The 16,101-nt window shown below is 64.0% G+C and carries 17 protein-coding genes; 15 read left to right on the forward strand and 2 right to left on the reverse strand.

Going from position 1 to position 16,101, the window contains the following annotated elements; all coding sequences use genetic code 11:
- The first annotated feature begins 64 nt into the window (after positions 1-64).
- The 5 genes from F7R11_RS23175 to F7R11_RS23195 all read left to right on the forward strand — a co-directional run bounded on the left by F7R11_RS23175 (position 65) and on the right by F7R11_RS23195 (position 4,846).
- Entirely contained in the window at positions 65-1,405 is a 1,341-nt protein-coding gene (locus F7R11_RS23175; protein WP_390624404.1) for a cytochrome-c peroxidase, read from the forward strand.
- 30 nt (positions 1,406-1,435) lie between these two features.
- The gene (locus F7R11_RS23180) at positions 1,436-2,821 is read left to right on the forward strand and encodes a porin (RefSeq protein WP_021193927.1); all 1,386 of its coding nucleotides are present in this window, start codon (positions 1,436-1,438) and stop codon (positions 2,819-2,821) included.
- Positions 2,822-2,997: 176 nt separating this feature from the next.
- Positions 2,998-3,558 (forward strand): FMN-binding protein, encoded by a 561-nt coding sequence (locus F7R11_RS23185; RefSeq protein WP_021193928.1) that lies wholly within the window; start codon positions 2,998-3,000, stop codon positions 3,556-3,558.
- Between the two features lie 7 nt (positions 3,559-3,565).
- On the forward strand, positions 3,566-4,348 hold the full coding sequence (locus tag F7R11_RS23190; RefSeq protein WP_064807481.1) for an FAD:protein FMN transferase: 783 nt from the start codon (positions 3,566-3,568) through the stop codon (positions 4,346-4,348).
- A gap of 18 nt (positions 4,349-4,366) precedes the next feature.
- A complete protein-coding gene (locus tag F7R11_RS23195) occupies positions 4,367-4,846 on the forward strand; it encodes a hypothetical protein (RefSeq protein WP_064807479.1) in 480 nt (159 codons plus the stop codon).
- Positions 4,847-4,849: 3 nt separating this feature from the next.
- Here the strand turns inward: F7R11_RS23195 and F7R11_RS23200 are convergent, their stop codons facing one another.
- Positions 4,850-5,773: a LysR family transcriptional regulator gene (locus tag F7R11_RS23200; protein ID WP_064807477.1), complete on the reverse strand. Its 924-nt coding sequence runs from the start codon at positions 5,771-5,773 to the stop codon at positions 4,850-4,852.
- Positions 5,774-5,879: 106 nt separating this feature from the next.
- Between F7R11_RS23200 and F7R11_RS23205 the strand changes: the two genes are divergently transcribed.
- Entirely contained in the window at positions 5,880-6,131 is a 252-nt protein-coding gene (locus F7R11_RS23205; RefSeq protein ID WP_064807475.1) for a DUF2798 domain-containing protein, read from the forward strand.
- 409 nt (positions 6,132-6,540) lie between these two features.
- The gene (locus tag F7R11_RS23210; RefSeq protein WP_064807473.1) at positions 6,541-7,008 is read left to right on the forward strand and encodes a GNAT family N-acetyltransferase; all 468 of its coding nucleotides are present in this window, start codon (positions 6,541-6,543) and stop codon (positions 7,006-7,008) included.
- Between the two features lie 10 nt (positions 7,009-7,018).
- Here the strand turns inward: F7R11_RS23210 and F7R11_RS23215 are convergent, their stop codons facing one another.
- Complete coding sequence (locus F7R11_RS23215) at positions 7,019-8,557, reverse strand: methyl-accepting chemotaxis protein (protein ID WP_064807470.1); 1,539 nt, start codon at positions 8,555-8,557, stop codon at positions 7,019-7,021.
- Between the two features lie 458 nt (positions 8,558-9,015).
- Here F7R11_RS23215 and F7R11_RS23220 point away from each other — a divergent pair, with 458 nt between their 5' ends.
- The 8 genes from F7R11_RS23220 (at position 9,016) to F7R11_RS23255 (ending at position 16,094) form a co-directional block, all read left to right on the forward strand.
- Complete coding sequence (locus F7R11_RS23220; RefSeq protein WP_082932925.1) at positions 9,016-9,321, forward strand: recombinase-like helix-turn-helix domain-containing protein; 306 nt, start codon at positions 9,016-9,018, stop codon at positions 9,319-9,321.
- 84 nt (positions 9,322-9,405) lie between these two features.
- Positions 9,406-10,473: an aromatic ring-hydroxylating oxygenase subunit alpha gene (locus F7R11_RS23225; RefSeq protein WP_064807466.1), complete on the forward strand. Its 1,068-nt coding sequence runs from the start codon at positions 9,406-9,408 to the stop codon at positions 10,471-10,473.
- A complete protein-coding gene (locus F7R11_RS23230) occupies positions 10,466-11,239 on the forward strand; it encodes an SDR family oxidoreductase (protein WP_064807465.1) in 774 nt (257 codons plus the stop codon). The genes F7R11_RS23225 and F7R11_RS23230 overlap by 8 nt, the downstream gene beginning before the upstream one ends.
- A gap of 45 nt (positions 11,240-11,284) precedes the next feature.
- Positions 11,285-11,821, forward strand: a complete 537-nt coding sequence (locus F7R11_RS23235) for a cupin domain-containing protein (RefSeq protein WP_064807464.1) — start codon at positions 11,285-11,287, stop codon at positions 11,819-11,821.
- A 4-nt stretch (positions 11,822-11,825) separates the two neighbouring features.
- Positions 11,826-12,728 carry an alpha/beta fold hydrolase gene (locus F7R11_RS23240; protein ID WP_064807462.1) on the forward strand — a complete coding sequence of 301 codons (903 nt, stop codon included), beginning with the start codon at positions 11,826-11,828 and terminating at the stop codon, positions 12,726-12,728.
- Between the two features lie 12 nt (positions 12,729-12,740).
- Positions 12,741-13,568 (forward strand): IclR family transcriptional regulator, encoded by an 828-nt coding sequence (locus F7R11_RS23245; protein WP_021193940.1) that lies wholly within the window; start codon positions 12,741-12,743, stop codon positions 13,566-13,568.
- A gap of 2 nt (positions 13,569-13,570) precedes the next feature.
- Entirely contained in the window at positions 13,571-14,374 is an 804-nt protein-coding gene (locus F7R11_RS23250) for an SDR family oxidoreductase (protein ID WP_064809051.1), read from the forward strand.
- Positions 14,367-16,094, forward strand: a complete 1,728-nt coding sequence (locus tag F7R11_RS23255) for a thiamine pyrophosphate-binding protein (RefSeq protein ID WP_064807460.1) — start codon at positions 14,367-14,369, stop codon at positions 16,092-16,094. The genes F7R11_RS23250 and F7R11_RS23255 overlap by 8 nt, the downstream gene beginning before the upstream one ends.
- The last annotated feature ends 7 nt before the right edge of the window (positions 16,095-16,101 follow it).

A 16,101-nucleotide genomic window follows, 5' to 3' on the forward strand; every position in this document is an offset into this window, starting at 1 on the left:
AGAACGCGGAGGAGACGGCGCGCGCACTCGTCTGTTGGCGCGCGCGTCGTGGCGTGCAATGTGGATGGCAGCCTGCACCGTGCTGGTGACGGCCTGCGGTGGCGGAGATGGCGGGAGCAGCACAACGTCGTCGAGCACACCCTCAGCCAGCGCCTTGTCGCCGATGGCGCAGGTGGGCAAGCAGATTTTCTTTGATCAGGCGCTCTCTGCCTCGGGCAAGCAGTCGTGCGCGTCGTGCCACGATGCCGCGCGCGGGTTTACCGATCCGAACAACCTGGCGGTCTCGTTTGGCGGCCCGAACCATGATCTGCCGGGCCTGCGCAATGCGCCGTCGCTGAACTACGCGTCGTACACGCCCAACTTCAAGATCGATGCGACCGGCAAGGCGTCTGGCGGCTTTTTCCGTGATGGACGTTCGCCGTCCTTGGCAGACCAGGCGCAGCAGCCGTTCACCAACCCGTTCGAGATGGCGAACGCTTCGGCTGACGACGTATTCAAGACGCTGCTGACGCGCCCGTACCTCGACCAACTGACCGCGGTGTTCACCAAGGCCGGCATTCAGGACAGCGCGACAGCCATGCAGAGCATTGGACGGGCATTGGCGGCGTACCAGTCCGAAGACCCCAGCTTCCATACGTTCGACAGCAAATACGACGCCTACCTCGCGGGCAAGACCACGCTCTCGGATTCGGAAACGCGTGGCCTGCTGCTGTTCAACAACCCGACCAAGGGCAACTGCACTGCGTGCCACCTTTCGTCGAGAACGGGGACCACGCCCGCGCTGTTCACTGACTTCACCTACGACAACGTCGGCATCCCGCGCAACTGGAGCATTGCCGCCAACCAGGAAGGCACGACGCTGCCTTACGTGCCGAAGAACGGTGCGGCGCTGGGTGATCCGAACTACAGCTATTACGACCTCGGCATCTGTGGCCCGCTGCGCACGGACTTCCGCGTGGGTGGCTCGACCTGCGGCAAGTTCAAGGTGCCCACGCTGCGCAACATCGCGCTGACGGCACCGTACTTCCACAACGGCGTGTTCCAGACGCTGGATCAAGTGGTCGCCTGGTACGTCACGCGCGATACCGATCCCGGCCGCTGGTACGTCAAGGCCGACGGCACGCCCGACGTGCCCTACAACGATCTGCCGGTTGCCTTTGACGGCAACGTGAACGTGGCGGAAGTGCCTTACAACCCGGCCAAGGCGCCATCGATGACGAACCAGGAGATGAGCGATCTCGTGCATTTCCTGTGCACGCTCACCGATGGGTTTGATCCGGCCAATCCGTCGGCCTACAACGTGCCGGCGCAATGCGGCTCCACCGCGACCAGCGTGGGCGCAGCACGTATCCAGACCGTTTCTGCCAGCGGAGCCACGCTGGTCAAGACGGCAATCAACAAATAAATCGATTCAAAGACCAGGGAGCGTCACAGCATGAAACGAATCGCCCGGGCTGCCATTCCGGCCGCCGCCGCCATTGCGATGATGGGGGCTGGCGCAGCCAATGCCGCCACTACTGCGCAACTTGAACAAAAGCTCGATGCGATGGCCGCGCAGATCGAAGCGCTCAAGGCCGAGTTGAAGGAAGTGAAGTCGCAGAACGCGACGCTGGCCACGCAGCAGCAGACGCAAGCCAAGGCCCAGGCACAGCAGACCGCAGCCCTGCAAGACGTGCAGCAAACCGTGCAGACGGCGCAGTTGGCATCGACCAAACCTTCGCCGCTGGACAACCTCACGCTGTGGGGCTACGGCGAGATCAACTACAGCCGCCCGACCCGCCGCTCCGAAGACACCAAGATGGACTTGTCGCGCGCGGTGTTCGGCATCGGCTACAAGTTCAACGACAAGACTCGCTTCAACTCCGAGTTTGAAGTTGAGCACGCGATTGCATCGTCGTCCGATTCGGGCGAATTCGAGGTCGAGCAGTTCTACATTGACCACAAGCTGACCGACAAGATCGGCTTGAACGCCGGCCTGTTCCTGATCCCGGCGGGCTTCATCAACCGCAACCACGAGCCGACCAACTACTACGGCGTGCATCGCAATTTTGTCGAGACGCTGATCATCCCGAGCACATGGCGCGAGGGTGGCCTGTCGTTGTACGGCGATACCGACTTCGGCCTGAATTGGAACGTGGGCCTGACGACGGGCCTGAACCTGGCCAAGTGGAACTTCAACCCGGAGAACCCGCTGTTCAACTCCGCGCTGGAGATGCAGAACAACGGCGCGGGCCCGATGCAGCAGACGCACCAGGAACTGGGGCTGGCCAACGCGAAGAACCTGTCGCAGTACGTGGCGCTCAATTACTCGGGTATTCCGGGTGTGACGCTGGGCGGCTCGGTCTTCACAGGCAAGAGCAGCCGTGCGAGCACCGATGCCCCGCTGCCTGAACAGCGCGCCACACTGTACGAGGCGCACGCTCGCTGGACGCCGGGCAAGTGGGACCTGTCTGCCCTGTATGCGCGCGGCATGATCAGCAACACGGCTGCGGCCAACCAGTTGAACCCGGGCGCGGCCAACCCGATGCCGTCGGCGTTCTACGGCTGGTTCGTGCAAGGCGCTTACAACGTGTGGCAAAAAGGCGATTACCGTGTCACGCCGTTCGTGCGTTACGAGCGCTACAACATGGGAGAGAAGTACGCAGGCTTGGTGCCGGGCTTTGTGGCACCGGCAGGCTGGCCGTCGCTGTCTGACACGGTCTACACCGTGGGCGCGAACTTCTACCTGAACCCGAACGTGGTGTTCAAGGTCGACTACCAGCGCTTCACCAAGAACCGCGATTTCTCGCGCGTGGACCTGGGCCTGGGCGTGTCGTTCTAAGAACCTGCTCACGATCCTACTGCGCGGCCCGATCTTGGCCCTGCAATGCTCACCGTACCCATGTGCGGTTGCGCTTCTCGGGCCAACCTCGGGCCAACCTCGGGCCGCTCGCTACGGATCGTGAACAGGTTCTGAGTCGCCCCATTTTTTTGAGTGAACCGAAGGAGGCGCAAGCCATGCGTTATCAGCCAGTGCCCATCGTTCTCGTGTGTGCCGCCGCCATCGGTGCGCCGGGGGTGGTCGTCACGAACGCCTTTGCCGCAGACTATATGACTGCTGCAGAGGCCCAGAAATCGATCTTTCCCGATGCCACCAGCTTTGAGCCGGTGGCGCTTGCTCTGTCTGTCGACCAGCTCAAGCAGTTGGCCGATCGCGCGGGTGGCCCGGCCAAGCCCGGCGCTTGGCGCGTCTGGCAGGCCAAGCAGGGCGACAAGGCGGTCGGCTACGTCGTCACCGACGCTGTCATCGGCAAGTTCGAGCTGATCAACTACGCCGTGGGCCTGAACCCGGCGGGCGAGATCAGCGGTGTCGAAATCCTCACCTATCGCGAAAGCCACGGCTATGAAGTCCGCAACAAGCCGTGGCGTGCGCAGTTCCTGGGCAAGTCGGCCAAGTCGGCGCTGCGTGTTGGGGATGACATCAACAACATCAGCGGAGCGACACTGTCGTGCACGCACCTGACCGACGGCATCCGGCGCATTGCAGTGATGGCGCAGCTGGCGCTGGTCAAGGGCTGAGCCCGCGATGGAGCCGGTAGTCTGCCGGCGCGCGCGGCCGCTGCTGGGCACGTTGGTTGATGTGCAGGCCGAAGGGGCAGGCGCGCCGGCGGCCGTGGCGGTGGCATTCGAAGAGATTGCCGCCGTGCACACGCTGCTGAGCTTTCATGCACCGAACAGCGAGCTGCAGTTGATCAACCGTGCGGCGCCCGGCGCACGGCTGCACGTTGATCAACGAACGGTCACGGTGCTGCGCCTTGCCGCCGCGCTGTATGACGCATCGGCGCGCGCGTTCGACTGCCGTGTCGGCACACCTGAACAGTTGGCCGACACGCGTTTTCCTGTTGCCTTCGAGGGCGACATGCTCATCAAACAGACTGGCGCATCGATGGACTTGGGTGGCATCGCCAAGGGCTATGCCGTCGATCGCGCCATCGAGGTGATGCTGGCGCATGCCATTGAACGCGCAGTCGTCAATGCCGGTGGTGACTTGCGCCACTGCGGTGTACGGCCGATGGCGGTGCAGGTGCGCGACCCGCGCAATGCGGCGCATGTGGCCACGACGGTAATGCTCGACAATGCGGCGCTCGCCAGTTCCACTGCGGGTGGTTTGGGTGCGCATGCTGGCAGCGTGTCACGCATTCACGATGCCGATCGAACTCATCTCCCAGCGCTTGCCGGGGCAACCGTGCAGGCACCTACCTGCATGCTGGCTGATGCGTTGACCAAGATCGTGCTCGCCACAGGTGATGTCACGCATCCGCTTCTGAATCAGTACGGCGCGACGGTGGCCGTATACTCGCCGGGTTAACCGGTTGCCCAGTCCGTCATGTCCGCCTCTCCCCGTTTTACCCACCATCTGCGTGAAAGCGCCTTCCGCCTCAGCCGCCGTCGGCGCTGGATGGTGTATGGCGTGTTTGCGGTGCTGCTGGTGACAGGGCTGGTCTGGCTGGCGCTGCATTTTCTGGATGACGGCAGCGAGGGCGGCATGCTGGCGCTGGCGTGGAGCATGAAGCTCCATGGCGCGGCGGCCATGGCGGGTTTGTATCTGTTCGGCATGCTGTGGGGCCCGCATATCCGCAATGCATGGGTGCGACGGCGCAATCGCGCGGCGGGCGCGGTGTTCGGCACGCTGACTGCCGTGCTGGTGGTGACGGGCTATGCGCTGTACTACGTCAACGGCGAGCTGCCGCGCCAGGGTGCGGAGATCCTGCACTGGGTGGCCGGGGCGGTGGTGGGCATCGCCTTGTGGGTGCACATCGTGATTGGCCGCCGCAAGCGCCGTGCGGTGTCGACCTTCCAGATGTGAGGGTCAGACGGGCAACTCCGGCCCGTCTTGCAACAGCGCGTCTTGCAACAGCGGGTTGGCCGCTGCGAATTCAGCCAGATGCTCCAGCAGTGCGCGCACCTTGCGCGGCAATTGCTGCTGCGGCCACACCGCATAGATGGTGCGCTGCGGCGTTTGCCATTCCGGCAGCACGCGTACCAGGCGGCCGGCTTCCAACGCCGCATGACACAGCGTGCGCGGGCAATACAGCAGTCCCTGTCCCGCCTCTGCCAGCGAAGCCGCCAACTCGATATCGTTCACGTCGCATTGCCCTTGCGGTTGCATCTCGATGGTCTCCTTGCCATCCGGCGAGGTGAAGCGCCAGGTGGAAATGGGCGATGCCACTATCAGACGATGCGTTTCCAACTCGTGCGGATGCGCCGGTGCGCCGTGCTCGGCCAGATAGGCGGGCGAGGCCACCAGCACGATCCCGATGACCCCCAGCCGGCGCTGCCGCAGCTTGGGGTCATCCTGCGGCCCGACACGGATGGCCAGGTCCGCACCATGCCGCCAGACATCTTCATTGCGATTGCTCAGCGACAGCTCCAGCCGGATCTCCGGCCACGCCGCCATGAAGCTCGCATAGGCCGGCCCCAGCAGCCCGCGTGACAGGTTCAGCGGCGCCAGCACGCGCAGGGTGCCCTTGATCTGGTTGAGGTCGTCGTCGAGTGTTGCGGTGGCTTGCGTGAGCGCGGTCAGCAGCGGGCGGCACTGCTCGTAATAGAGCAGGCCTTCCGGCGTGGGCTTCAGGCTGCGGGCGCTGCGCAGCAGGAGCTGGCAGCCGAGGGTGGCCTCCAGCTTCTGCAGGCGCCGCGTCAGGGTAGCTGCAGGCAGGTTGGCCTGGCGTGCTGCTGCCTGCAGGCTGCCGTGGTCCACGATGGAAACGAAGAGGGCAAGGTCGTCAAGCATGATTCCATTTTTGGAATTTAAGTTTCAATAAACATCTATAGTTTCTTGAAACGCGGTTGTCTAGCATACCGTCAATCACATTTGATGGCTTGCAAGGAGAACCGCCATGTCGATGCTTGTTTCGCTACCTACGCGCCTCCGTGTCACGTTTGCCTGGTTGATGTCTGGCCTGATGTCGCTGTTGATGACGGGCTGGATTGGCTGGATCAACGCCGGCTTCAGCGCAGACTTCGTCGCCCGCTGGGCGCATGCTTTCGTGCTGGCCTGGCCGGCAGCATTCACCATCGTGCTGATCGCCGCGCCCACCGTGCAGCGCCTGACGCAACGCCTGGTGCTGCCGGATGCGCTGCAGCCCTGACTGAAAAAGAAATCGGCCCACCGGGAGGACGGTGGGCCGAAAGTTGACAGCAGGAAAGACCGACCAAAATCGGTGTGACACGCAGGTTGGCGGTATGCGCATGTCTCAATCGCAACGTCACCAACCCAATCGCACATGACAACACTGACTCGGCAACCTTCGGTTGAACGCGCAGCGCGGATTCCCCAATCACGCTGCAAGCCCATCCTTGCCAAGCATTGCTGCCCGACGCGCCCTACCTGACACCCGACCGCCTCCACCTTGCACACTGGCGGAGTTCGTCGCCAAGCAGTGATTGCACTGTATGACCCGTCGGCTTTCGTCAAACTTTCGGAGGCGCTCAGGACTTACCCGCATGTGCGTGCCCCCGTGCGGCAGAATGGCAGCCTCATCACACGGACTGCCCACCATGCCCGCATCTGCCGAACTGCTGATCCGCCCCATCCGCCAAGACGACTACGACGCCTGGAAACCCCTCTGGGACGGCTACAACGCCTTCTACGGCCGGGCCGGGGAAACCGCCTTGCCCGACTTCGTCACGCAGACGACGTGGCAACGTTTCTTTGACGAGCACGAACCCGTCTACGCCATGGTTGCCGAGCGCGATGGCGTGTTGCTCGGCATCGTGCATTTCCTCTTCCATCGCAGCACGACGCAGGTGCAGATGACCTGCTATCTGCAGGATCTGTTCACCGTAGAGGCGGCACGCGGGCAGGGCGTGGGGCGTGCACTGATCGAAGCCGTCTATCGCCGCGCAGCAGAGGCCGGCCTGCCGCGCGTTTACTGGCAGACGCATGAGACCAACGCGACGGCGATGAAGCTCTACGACACGGTCGCGGAAAAATCGGGCTTTGTGGTCTACCGCAAGTTTCTGTAACGCTCGCGCGCTAGCCCGCCACGCGGAACACGCTGACCGCCCGCGCCAGCTCCTGCGCCTGCTCTTCCAGCGATTCCGCCGCGGCCGCGGCCTGTTCGACCAGCGCGGCGTTCTGCTGCGTCACCTGGTCCATCTGCGTGACGGCCTGGTTGACCTGCTCGATACCGCTGCTCTGTTCGGCCGAGGCGGCACTGATCTCGTCCATGATCTGCGTGACGCGCGCGATCGCTTGCACGATGCGCTCCATCGTGGCGCCCGCTTCGCTCACCAGCGTGGAACCCGTCGCCACGCGCTCGGCGGATTCACCAATCAGCGCCTTGATCTCCTTGGCCGCCGCTGCGGAACGCTGCGCCAGCGTGCGCACCTCGCCCGCCACCACGGCAAAGCCGCGGCCTTGTTCGCCAGCACGTGCTGCTTCGACTGCCGCGTTGAGCGCGAGGATGTTGGTCTGGAACGCAATCCCTTCAATCACGCCGATGATGTCGACGATCTTGCGGCTGCTGTCGCTGATCTCGCCCATGGTGGACACCACACGCGCCACCACCTCGCCGCCCTGGCTGGCCGTGCTGGACGCATCGCCCGCAAGCGCGCTGGCGTGGCGGGCGTTATCGGCGTTCTGACGCACGATGCCCGTGAGCTGCTCCATGCTCGATGCGGTTTCTTCCAGCGATGAAGCCTGTTCTTCCGTACGTTGCGACAAGTCTGCATTGCCTGCCGCAATCTGCTTGGAAGCCACGTTGATCTGCTCGATGCCGGACTGGATGCGCGCCACCGTGCCAGTCAGCGTGGATTGCATCGTATGCATGGCGTGCAGCAGGCTTGACCGGTCATTTGCACGCAGCGCAACCGGCACGCTCAGGTCGCCGTCGGCAATCTGCGTGCACACGGCGGCGGCATAGCCGGGCTCGCCGCCCAGGCTGCGCTGGATGTTGCGGATCAGCGCCAGCATCAGCAGCGTCAGCAGCAGGCCGATGGTCAGCACGATGGCCGTGCCCTTGATTGCGTTGTCGCGCAGTATGGCGTCGATGTCGTCGATATAGGCGCCGGTATAGACGTGCCAATCCCAGTCGGACAGGTACTGCGCGTACGTGAGTTTGGGAACCGGTTTTTCCGTGCCCGGGCGCGGAAATTCATATTCGATGAAGCCTGTGCCGACCCCGATGATGCGCTTGACCGCCTGCACGCCGGCCGGGTCGTTCAGGCTATCGACGTGTTGATTCTCTGAGGTCGGCTTGACCGGCAACAGCAGAATGATCTGCCCCGACGTCATCACGCCGATGTATCCGTTCTTGCCGAAGCGGATGGGGCGCAGCGCTTCCAGCGCGGCGCGTTTGGCGTCGTCCACCGGCATGGTCTGCTTGGCGGCGCGATCCTGGTACGACTTGATGACGGCCGTGGCGCTTTCGATCTGGTGCTGCAGGTCCAGCCGTTTCTCGTTCAGCATGGTGGTGCGGTTGGCCAGCAGGCCGATCGCCAGCAGCGCGCTCAGGCTTACCCACAGCAGCGCAAGCGTCGCGTACAGCTTGGCGTTCAAGGTCAGTCGTTTCATGTGGTTGTTGTTGTCTCGTGCGTGTCTCCGTCGCATTTCGGCCAGCCGCCAGCCAGCCGCCCCTTGTGTGCGACGAATAGAGATACGGCAACCAGTTGCATATCTGAAGAGACGTCCCTCGAAAGAGGGAGGGCCTGCGCGCCGCATCTTTCCGGCTACACCGGCTACTGCGTACGGGTATTGATGGAGATGGCTGCCGGTTTTGGCGCCGGCGTCTTGGGTAGGAGAGGAAGGAGGGGCGCTGTCGATTGATGCAGGGCTGGCCGACCTCGCCAAGACCAGCGCCCCGCGCGCCATCCGGCCGATCGGCCGGCTTCTGGCGCACCAACTTTTCACAAAACCATAGGGTATTCCCGCATCTGCGATTTCGAAGACGCGGTCTATAGTTGCACCTGTGTTCCAGATATTAACAGACGTTTCATAGGTAAAACAAGTGAAACGTGATGGAGTCGACAAATATGCAGCCGCAATTCAACCCCGACCTCGCTCCGTGGGAGCCGATTTCTCCAAACAACGTCGCTGGCAAGGGCCGTGTTGAGCGCCCGGGCCACGTCGCCAATCTGGTGTGGCAGACGCGTGCTGCTGAGCCGACGCCCTATGAGAACCAACTGGCCGATTCGCTGGAGGCGGCGTTCCTGGGTGGCGCGCAAACGCCGGCCGACATCGTCGTCGTGCTGAACGAACGTGGCCCGCGCAACGCCGCTGGCGGTGAGGCCTGGACGGAAGACGCGTTCCTGGCCGAAATGCGCCGCCTGGGCGCCTGAGTTCAGCCCGGTCTGATCACACACGATTCGACGCCGTACTGCCCGCAGAGGCAGCCGGCGCAACCCCATCAAGCGAGGCAAGCAATGGAAGGCAACAAGGAAGCGCAGAAGGAAGCGCGCATCAACACCGGTCTGCGCAACTACTGGTATCCGGTGGCGGCGTCGTGGAACGTGAAGAACGCACCGGTGGGCATCACCCGCCTGAGCCAGAACATCGTGCTGTGGCGTGATACCGCTGGTCAGGTGCATGCACTGGAAGACCGCTGCCCGCACCGTGGTGCACGCCTGTCGATGGGCTGGAACCTGGGCGACCACGTAGCCTGCTGGTACCACGGCGTTGAAGTGAACGGCCAAGGCACGGTCACGAGCGTGCCGGCTGTCGATGCTTGCCCGATGGAAGGCAAGACCTGCGTGCGCAGCTACCCGGTGCAGGAACGTGCCGGCGCCATCTTCCTGTGGTTTGGCGACAAGGCGCCGTCGGAATACGACGATGCTGTCGGCACGCTGCGTTTGCCGGAAGAGCTGACCAACGAAGAGCACAGCCACTTCCTCTGCTTCGCGCACTGGAACGTCAACTACCGCTATGCCATCGACAACGTCATGGACCCGATGCACGGCGCGTACCTGCATGCGGTGTCGCACTCGATGGCCAGCGGCGAGAAGAAAGCCGTGATGGAAGTGGTCGAAACCGAGCACGGGATCATGTTCCAGAAGACCGGCCAGCGCGGCGTGAACTTCGATTGGACCGAGTTTGGCGAGACCGGCACGATGTGGCTGCGCCTGTCGATTCCGTATCAGCCGAAGGTGGGCCCCGGTGGCCCGTTCACCATCATCGGCATTACCACGCCGGTGGATGAAGAACACTGCATCGTCTACTTCTGGCGCACGCGTCACGTGCAAGGCTGGGAGCGCGACGTGTGGCGCTTCCTGTATCGCAATCGCCTGGAAGGCCTGCACTGGGACGTGCTCGAGCAGGACCGTGTGGTGCTCGAATCGATGGCGCCAGAGGCGCGCGACCACGAAACGCTGTATCAGCACGACATCGGCATCACGCGTATCCGCCGCCTGCTGGCGCGCCGCGCTGCCGCCGAACTGGCCGATGCGCCGGTCGCCATGCTCAAGCCCATTGCTTCGGAAGCCCAACATGCCTGAGCGCAATCCAGCCACCGGACTGCTGGCCGGCCGCAAGGTGCTTGTCACGGGCGCCGCGCGTGGGTTGGGTCTGGCGTTCGCCAAGTCCATCGCCGAAGCGGGTGGCGCGGTCGCGCTGGCAGACATTCTGGGCGAGCGTGTGCAGGAAGAGGCCGCAGCATTGCGTGCGGCCGGCTTCGAAGCCCATGGCTTCACGCTGGACTTGGGTGACCCCGCTTCCATCCAGGCTTGTGCTGCTGCGGCTGCACAGGCACTGGGCGGGTTGGACGGCCTGGTCAACAACGCGGCCATCACCAACTCGGGCGGGCGCGATGCATCGTCCATCGACGTCGACACCTGGGACCGCGTGATGAACGTCAACGTGCGCGGCACCTGGCTGATGACGACGGCCTGCCTGCCGGCGCTCAAGGCGTCGGGCCGTGGCGCGATCGTCAACCTATCGTCAGACACGCCGCTGTGGGGCGCGCCGAACCTGCTGGCCTATGTGGCCAGCAAGAGCGCGGTCATCGGCATGACCAAGTCATTGGCGCGTGAATGCGGCGCAGACGGCATCACCGTCAACGCCATCGCGCCGGGACTGACGCTGGTGGAAGCCACCGAATACGTGCCGGCGCATCGTCACGCGCTGTATCGCGACCAGCGCGCCATCTCGCGCGACCAAGTGCCCGGCGATGTCTGCGGCGCCGTGCTGTTCGCGCTGTCCGATCTTTCCCGATTCGTGACGGGCCAGACACTGGCCGTCAACGGCGGTTTTGTCATGCAGTAACGCAAGCACATTCTGCAACCACACACCATTCAGAAGAGGCATTCGATGAGCGATCTCTCCGAACAACAGCAAGTGCAGCGCACCTGGGACCGCCCGGAAGGGGCGTCGTTTGAAGACTGGATGAACAGCCGCGTGGCGCGCTTTGCCACTCGCCGGTACGACTGGGATGCCCTCAAATTCCAGGCCGACTACGACCCGAAGTACCGCCGTGCGCAGATGCGCTACGTGGGCACGGGCGGCACGGGCGTTGCGGCGGACACCAACACGGTGCCGTCGGAGCACTTCACGTTTTCGACCATGGTCATCCCGGCCGGCCACGAAGGTCCGTCGCACCTGCACACTGATGTGGAAGAGGTGTTCTTCGTCATCCGCGGCAAGCTCAAGCTGGTGCTGGAGAAGGACGGCGAGCGCTTCGAAACCATCTTGACCGATCGCGATCTCGTCTCGGTGCCGCCCGGTGTGTATCGCGAAGAAATCAACATCGGTGATGAAGACGCGCTGATGTGCGTGATGCTCGGCGCCAAGAAGCCGATCACGCCGACGTATCCGCCCGAGCATCCGCTCACCAAGATCAAGCGTTGATGCCATGAGCACGCAGGCTGTCATGTCCTCCCACCCGTTCCGTGTTGCTGATGCACTTGCCGTGCTCGGCGCCGAGTTTGCCGAACACACCGTCGCGATCAACGAGCAAGGCGATCGCATTGGCTTTCGGCAATGGGGTGAGCGCGGGCCGGTGGTGGTGCTGTTGCATGGCATCAGTTCCAGCGCCGCGTCATGGCTGCCTTGCGCGCAAGTCCTTTCGCAAACCACGCGCGTGTTCGCGTGGGATGCGCCGGGCTACGGCAATTCGACATCGCTGCAAGCGCCGGCACCCCGCGCGGCTGACTATGCGGTGCGCTTGCGCGCATGGCTGGCCGCCCTGCATGTGAAGCCGGATGTGATGGTCGGACATTCGTTGGGCGCGTTGATGGCATCTGCGTATGCAGCCAATGCACCGGCGGCGATGCAGCCGAAGTGCTTGTTGCTCCTGAACCCGGCACAGGGCTACGGCCAGCCGGGGCAGGAACAGGCGTCCCGCACTGTGCAGGCTCAACGTCTTGCAACGCTCGATCAATTGGGCATCGACGGCATGGCGGAATCGCGCCACGCGCATCTGCTTCGCCCCGATGCCAGCAACGAAGAGCGCGCCTGGGTGCGCTGGAACATGAAGCGCCTGAACGATGGGGGCTACCGCCAGGCAGTGGCCATGCTCAGCGGCGACGACATTGGCGCCTATCTGCGCAAGCGCCCGGCATCGACACTCGCTCGCGTGGCCTGTGGTGATGTTGACAGCATCACGCCGCCGCAAGGCTGCGAAGCCTTGGCCGAGACGTTCGATCTGCCGTTCGCGCTCGTGCCGTCTGCCGGACACGCTTCCTATATCGATGCACCTGAAGCGGTTGCAGGCTGGATCGAACAAGCCGTCCTCTCTCAATCCCGAAACGCGTAAGCGCCAACACGTATGAGCAACGACCTCATCTCCGAAGACGTGCAGGAAAAGTACATCGTCCCCGGGCTCGAACGGGGCCTGCGCCTGCTGTGCGAGTTCAGCCACAAAGATCGCGTGCTGTCTGCACCGGAACTGGCGCGCCGGCTGAAGGTGCCGCGCTCGACTGTGTTCCGTTTGCTCACCACGCTCGAAGTCATGGGCTTTGTGGAGCGTGTCGACGGTGGCCGTGATTTCCGCCTCGGCATGGCGGTGCTGCGCCTGGGCTTTGAGTACCTTGCCTCGCTGGAGCTGACCGAGCTGGGCCGTCCGCTGCTCGATCGCCTGCGCGATGAAATCCACTACCCGTGCAACCTCGTGGTGCGCGATGGCCGCTCGATCGTCTATGTGGCGAAATCGGTGGCGCCCACGCCGTTCACGAGCTCCGTCAATGTCGGCACGCGCCTGCCTGCGCATGCCACCGTGCTGGGCCGCGTGCTGCTGGCGGATCTGTCACTGGCTGAGTTGCGCCAGCTCTATCCAGAGCCGCAGCTGGAAGTGTTTTCTGCCAACACGCCGCGCACGGTGGAAGAGCTGTTCGAGATGGTCCAGCGCGACCGTGACCACGGCTACGTACTGCAAGAGGGCTTCTTCGAAGCCAACATCTCCACAATCGCCGCACCCGTGCTGGACCGCGGCGGCAAGGTGGTCGCCGCGCTCGGCACGACGATCCCGTCGCCGCGCATCGAGCCCGCCCAGTTGGACACGATGATCGACAAGGTGCGTGCCGCCGCCGGTGAGTTGTCGTACCTGCTGGACTACCGCCCCGCCAGCGGCAAGGTCGTCAACCTGTTCCGGGAATGACCATGCCGATGATTGACCTGACAGGCAAGACCGCTGTGGTGACCGGGGGCTCCTCGGGCATCGGCCTAGCCACCGTTGAACTGCTGCTGGAAGCCGGTGCTGCTGTGGCGCTGTGCGGTCGCAATGCGGAACGTCTTGCACAAGCTGAACAACACCTGCGTAACCGATTCCCGAGCGCGAAGTTGTTCGCCGCAACCTGCGACGTGCTCGATGCCGCGCAGATGACCGCGTTTGCCGACGCGGTGGAGCAAGAGCTTGGCCCCATCGACATGCTGGTCAACAACGCCGGTCAGGGCCGTGTCTCGACGTTTGCCGACACCGACGATGCCGCGTGGACGCAGGAGCTGCATCTCAAGTTCTTCTCCGTCATCCACCCGACGCGTGCGTTCATGCCGCAACTGGAGCGCTCGGCGCACGGTGCGATCGTCTGCGTGAATTCGCTGCTCGCGCAGCAGCCTGAGCCGCACATGGTCGCCACGTCGGCGGCGCGGGCGGGCGTGCTGAACCTGGTGCGCTCGATGGCCACCGAGTTCGCGCCGAAGGGCGTGCGCGTCAACGGCATCCTGATCGGCCTGGTTGAGTCCGGCCAGTGGCGCCGCCGTTTCGAAGCACGCGCTGAAGAGGATCGCCACCTCGACTGGGCCGCGTGGACGCGCCGCCTGGCCACGCAAAAACATATTCCCCTTGGCCGCCTGGGCCTGCCGGAAGAGGCAGCCCGCGCCATTCTGTTCCTTGCCTCGCCGTTGTCTTCGTACACCACGGGCAGCCACATCGATATCTCCGGAGGACACTCCCGTCATGCTTAAACGACAACAACAGGAACAACAACTGGTCACGGTGGGCCACGCGATTGCAGCCTTCCTGGAATCCTGCGAGGTGAAGGCCGCCTTTGGCGTGATCTCCATCCACAACATGCCCATCCTCGATGCGATGGGCGAGCGCGGCAAGATCCGCTTCATCATGGCGCGCGGCGAAGCAGGCGGCACCAACATGGCCGATGCCTATGCCCGCACCACGGGTGGCCTGGGCGTGTGCCTGACCAGCACCGGTACGGCGGCGGGCAATGCCGCCGGCGCAATGGTCGAAGCCCTGACCGCCGGCACGCCGCTGCTGCACATCACCGGCCAGATCGAAACACCGTATCTGGACCAAAGCCTCGCGTACATCCACGAAGCGCCGGACCAGCTCACGATGCTCAAGTCGGTGTCGAAGGCGGCTTTCCGCATCCGCAGCGCAGACACTGCCATCAGCACGATGAAGCTGGCTGTGCAGACCGCGCTGACGGCCCCGACCGGCCCGGTGAGCGTGGAGATCCCCATCGACATCCAGGCCGCGCTGATCCCGATGCCGACCGACCTGCGCCCGCTGCTCGTGCCGCAGCATGTGCCGTCGGCGCATGCACTGGATGAGTTGGCCGAGCGCCTGTCGCGTGTGCGCCGTCCGATGCTGTGGCTGGGCGGTGGTGCCCGCCATGCCGCAAAGCAGGTCAAGCGCCTGATGGATCTGGGCTTTGGCGTGGTCACCAGCACACAGGGTCGCGGCATCGTGCCGGAAGACGATCCGCGCTCGCTCGGTGCCTTCAACCTGCACAAGCCGGTCGAAGCGTTCTATCAGACGTGCGACGCCATGCTCGTGGTCGGCTCGCGCCTGCGCGGCAACGAAACGCTCAAGTACGAACTGAAGCTGCCGCGTCCGCTGTACCGCATTGATGCAGATGCGTCGGCAGAAGGCCGCTGCTACGCCAGCGACTACTTCGTCTGCGGCGACTCAGCCCTCGCACTGGACGGTCTGGCCGACCGGCTGGAGAAGAAGATGCAGATCGATGCGGCATTTGCCGGCGACCTGCGTGGTGCCCATGAGACGGCAGTTGGCGCATTGGTCGATGGCCTCGGCCCGTACTCGAAGCTGGTCGAAGCGCTGCAGGCTGCTGTGGGCCGTGAGTTCAACTGGGTGCGTGATGTGACCGTTTCCAACAGCACCTGGGGCAACCGTCACCTGCGCATTTTCGATTCGCGTGCCGGCGTGCATGCGCTGGGCGGCGGCATCGGCCAGGGCCTGGCGATGGGCATTGGCGCCGCCATTGGTGCCGCGGCAACCGCATCGGGCAAGACCACCTTCTGCCTGGCTGGCGACGGCGGCTTCATCCTGAACCTGGGTGAGCTGGCAACGGCCGTGCAGGAGCGTGCCAACCTCGTCATCGTGCTGATGAACGACAAGGGCTACGGCGTCATCAAGAACATCCAGGACGCGCAGTACGGCGGCCGCCGTCATTACGTGGATCTGCATACGCCGGACTACGCGGCGCTCTCGCAATCCCTGCAACTGCGTCATCGCCGCGTGTCGGATCTGGCCGACGTGGGCAATGCACTGAACGAGGCAGCATCGGGCGAAGGCCCGTTCCTGTTGGAGATCGACATGCTCTCCATCGGCAGCTTCAAGACCATCTTTGCGGGCCCGCCGGTCAACCAGCAAGCCAAGGACGGTCAGGGCGAACGCGCAGCCGAGCGCACCACGGTGGTGGCGTGAGCCCGCA

The sequence above is a fragment of the Ralstonia insidiosa genome, assembly GCF_008801405.1.
GTDB lineage: Bacteria > Pseudomonadota > Gammaproteobacteria > Burkholderiales > Burkholderiaceae > Ralstonia > Ralstonia insidiosa.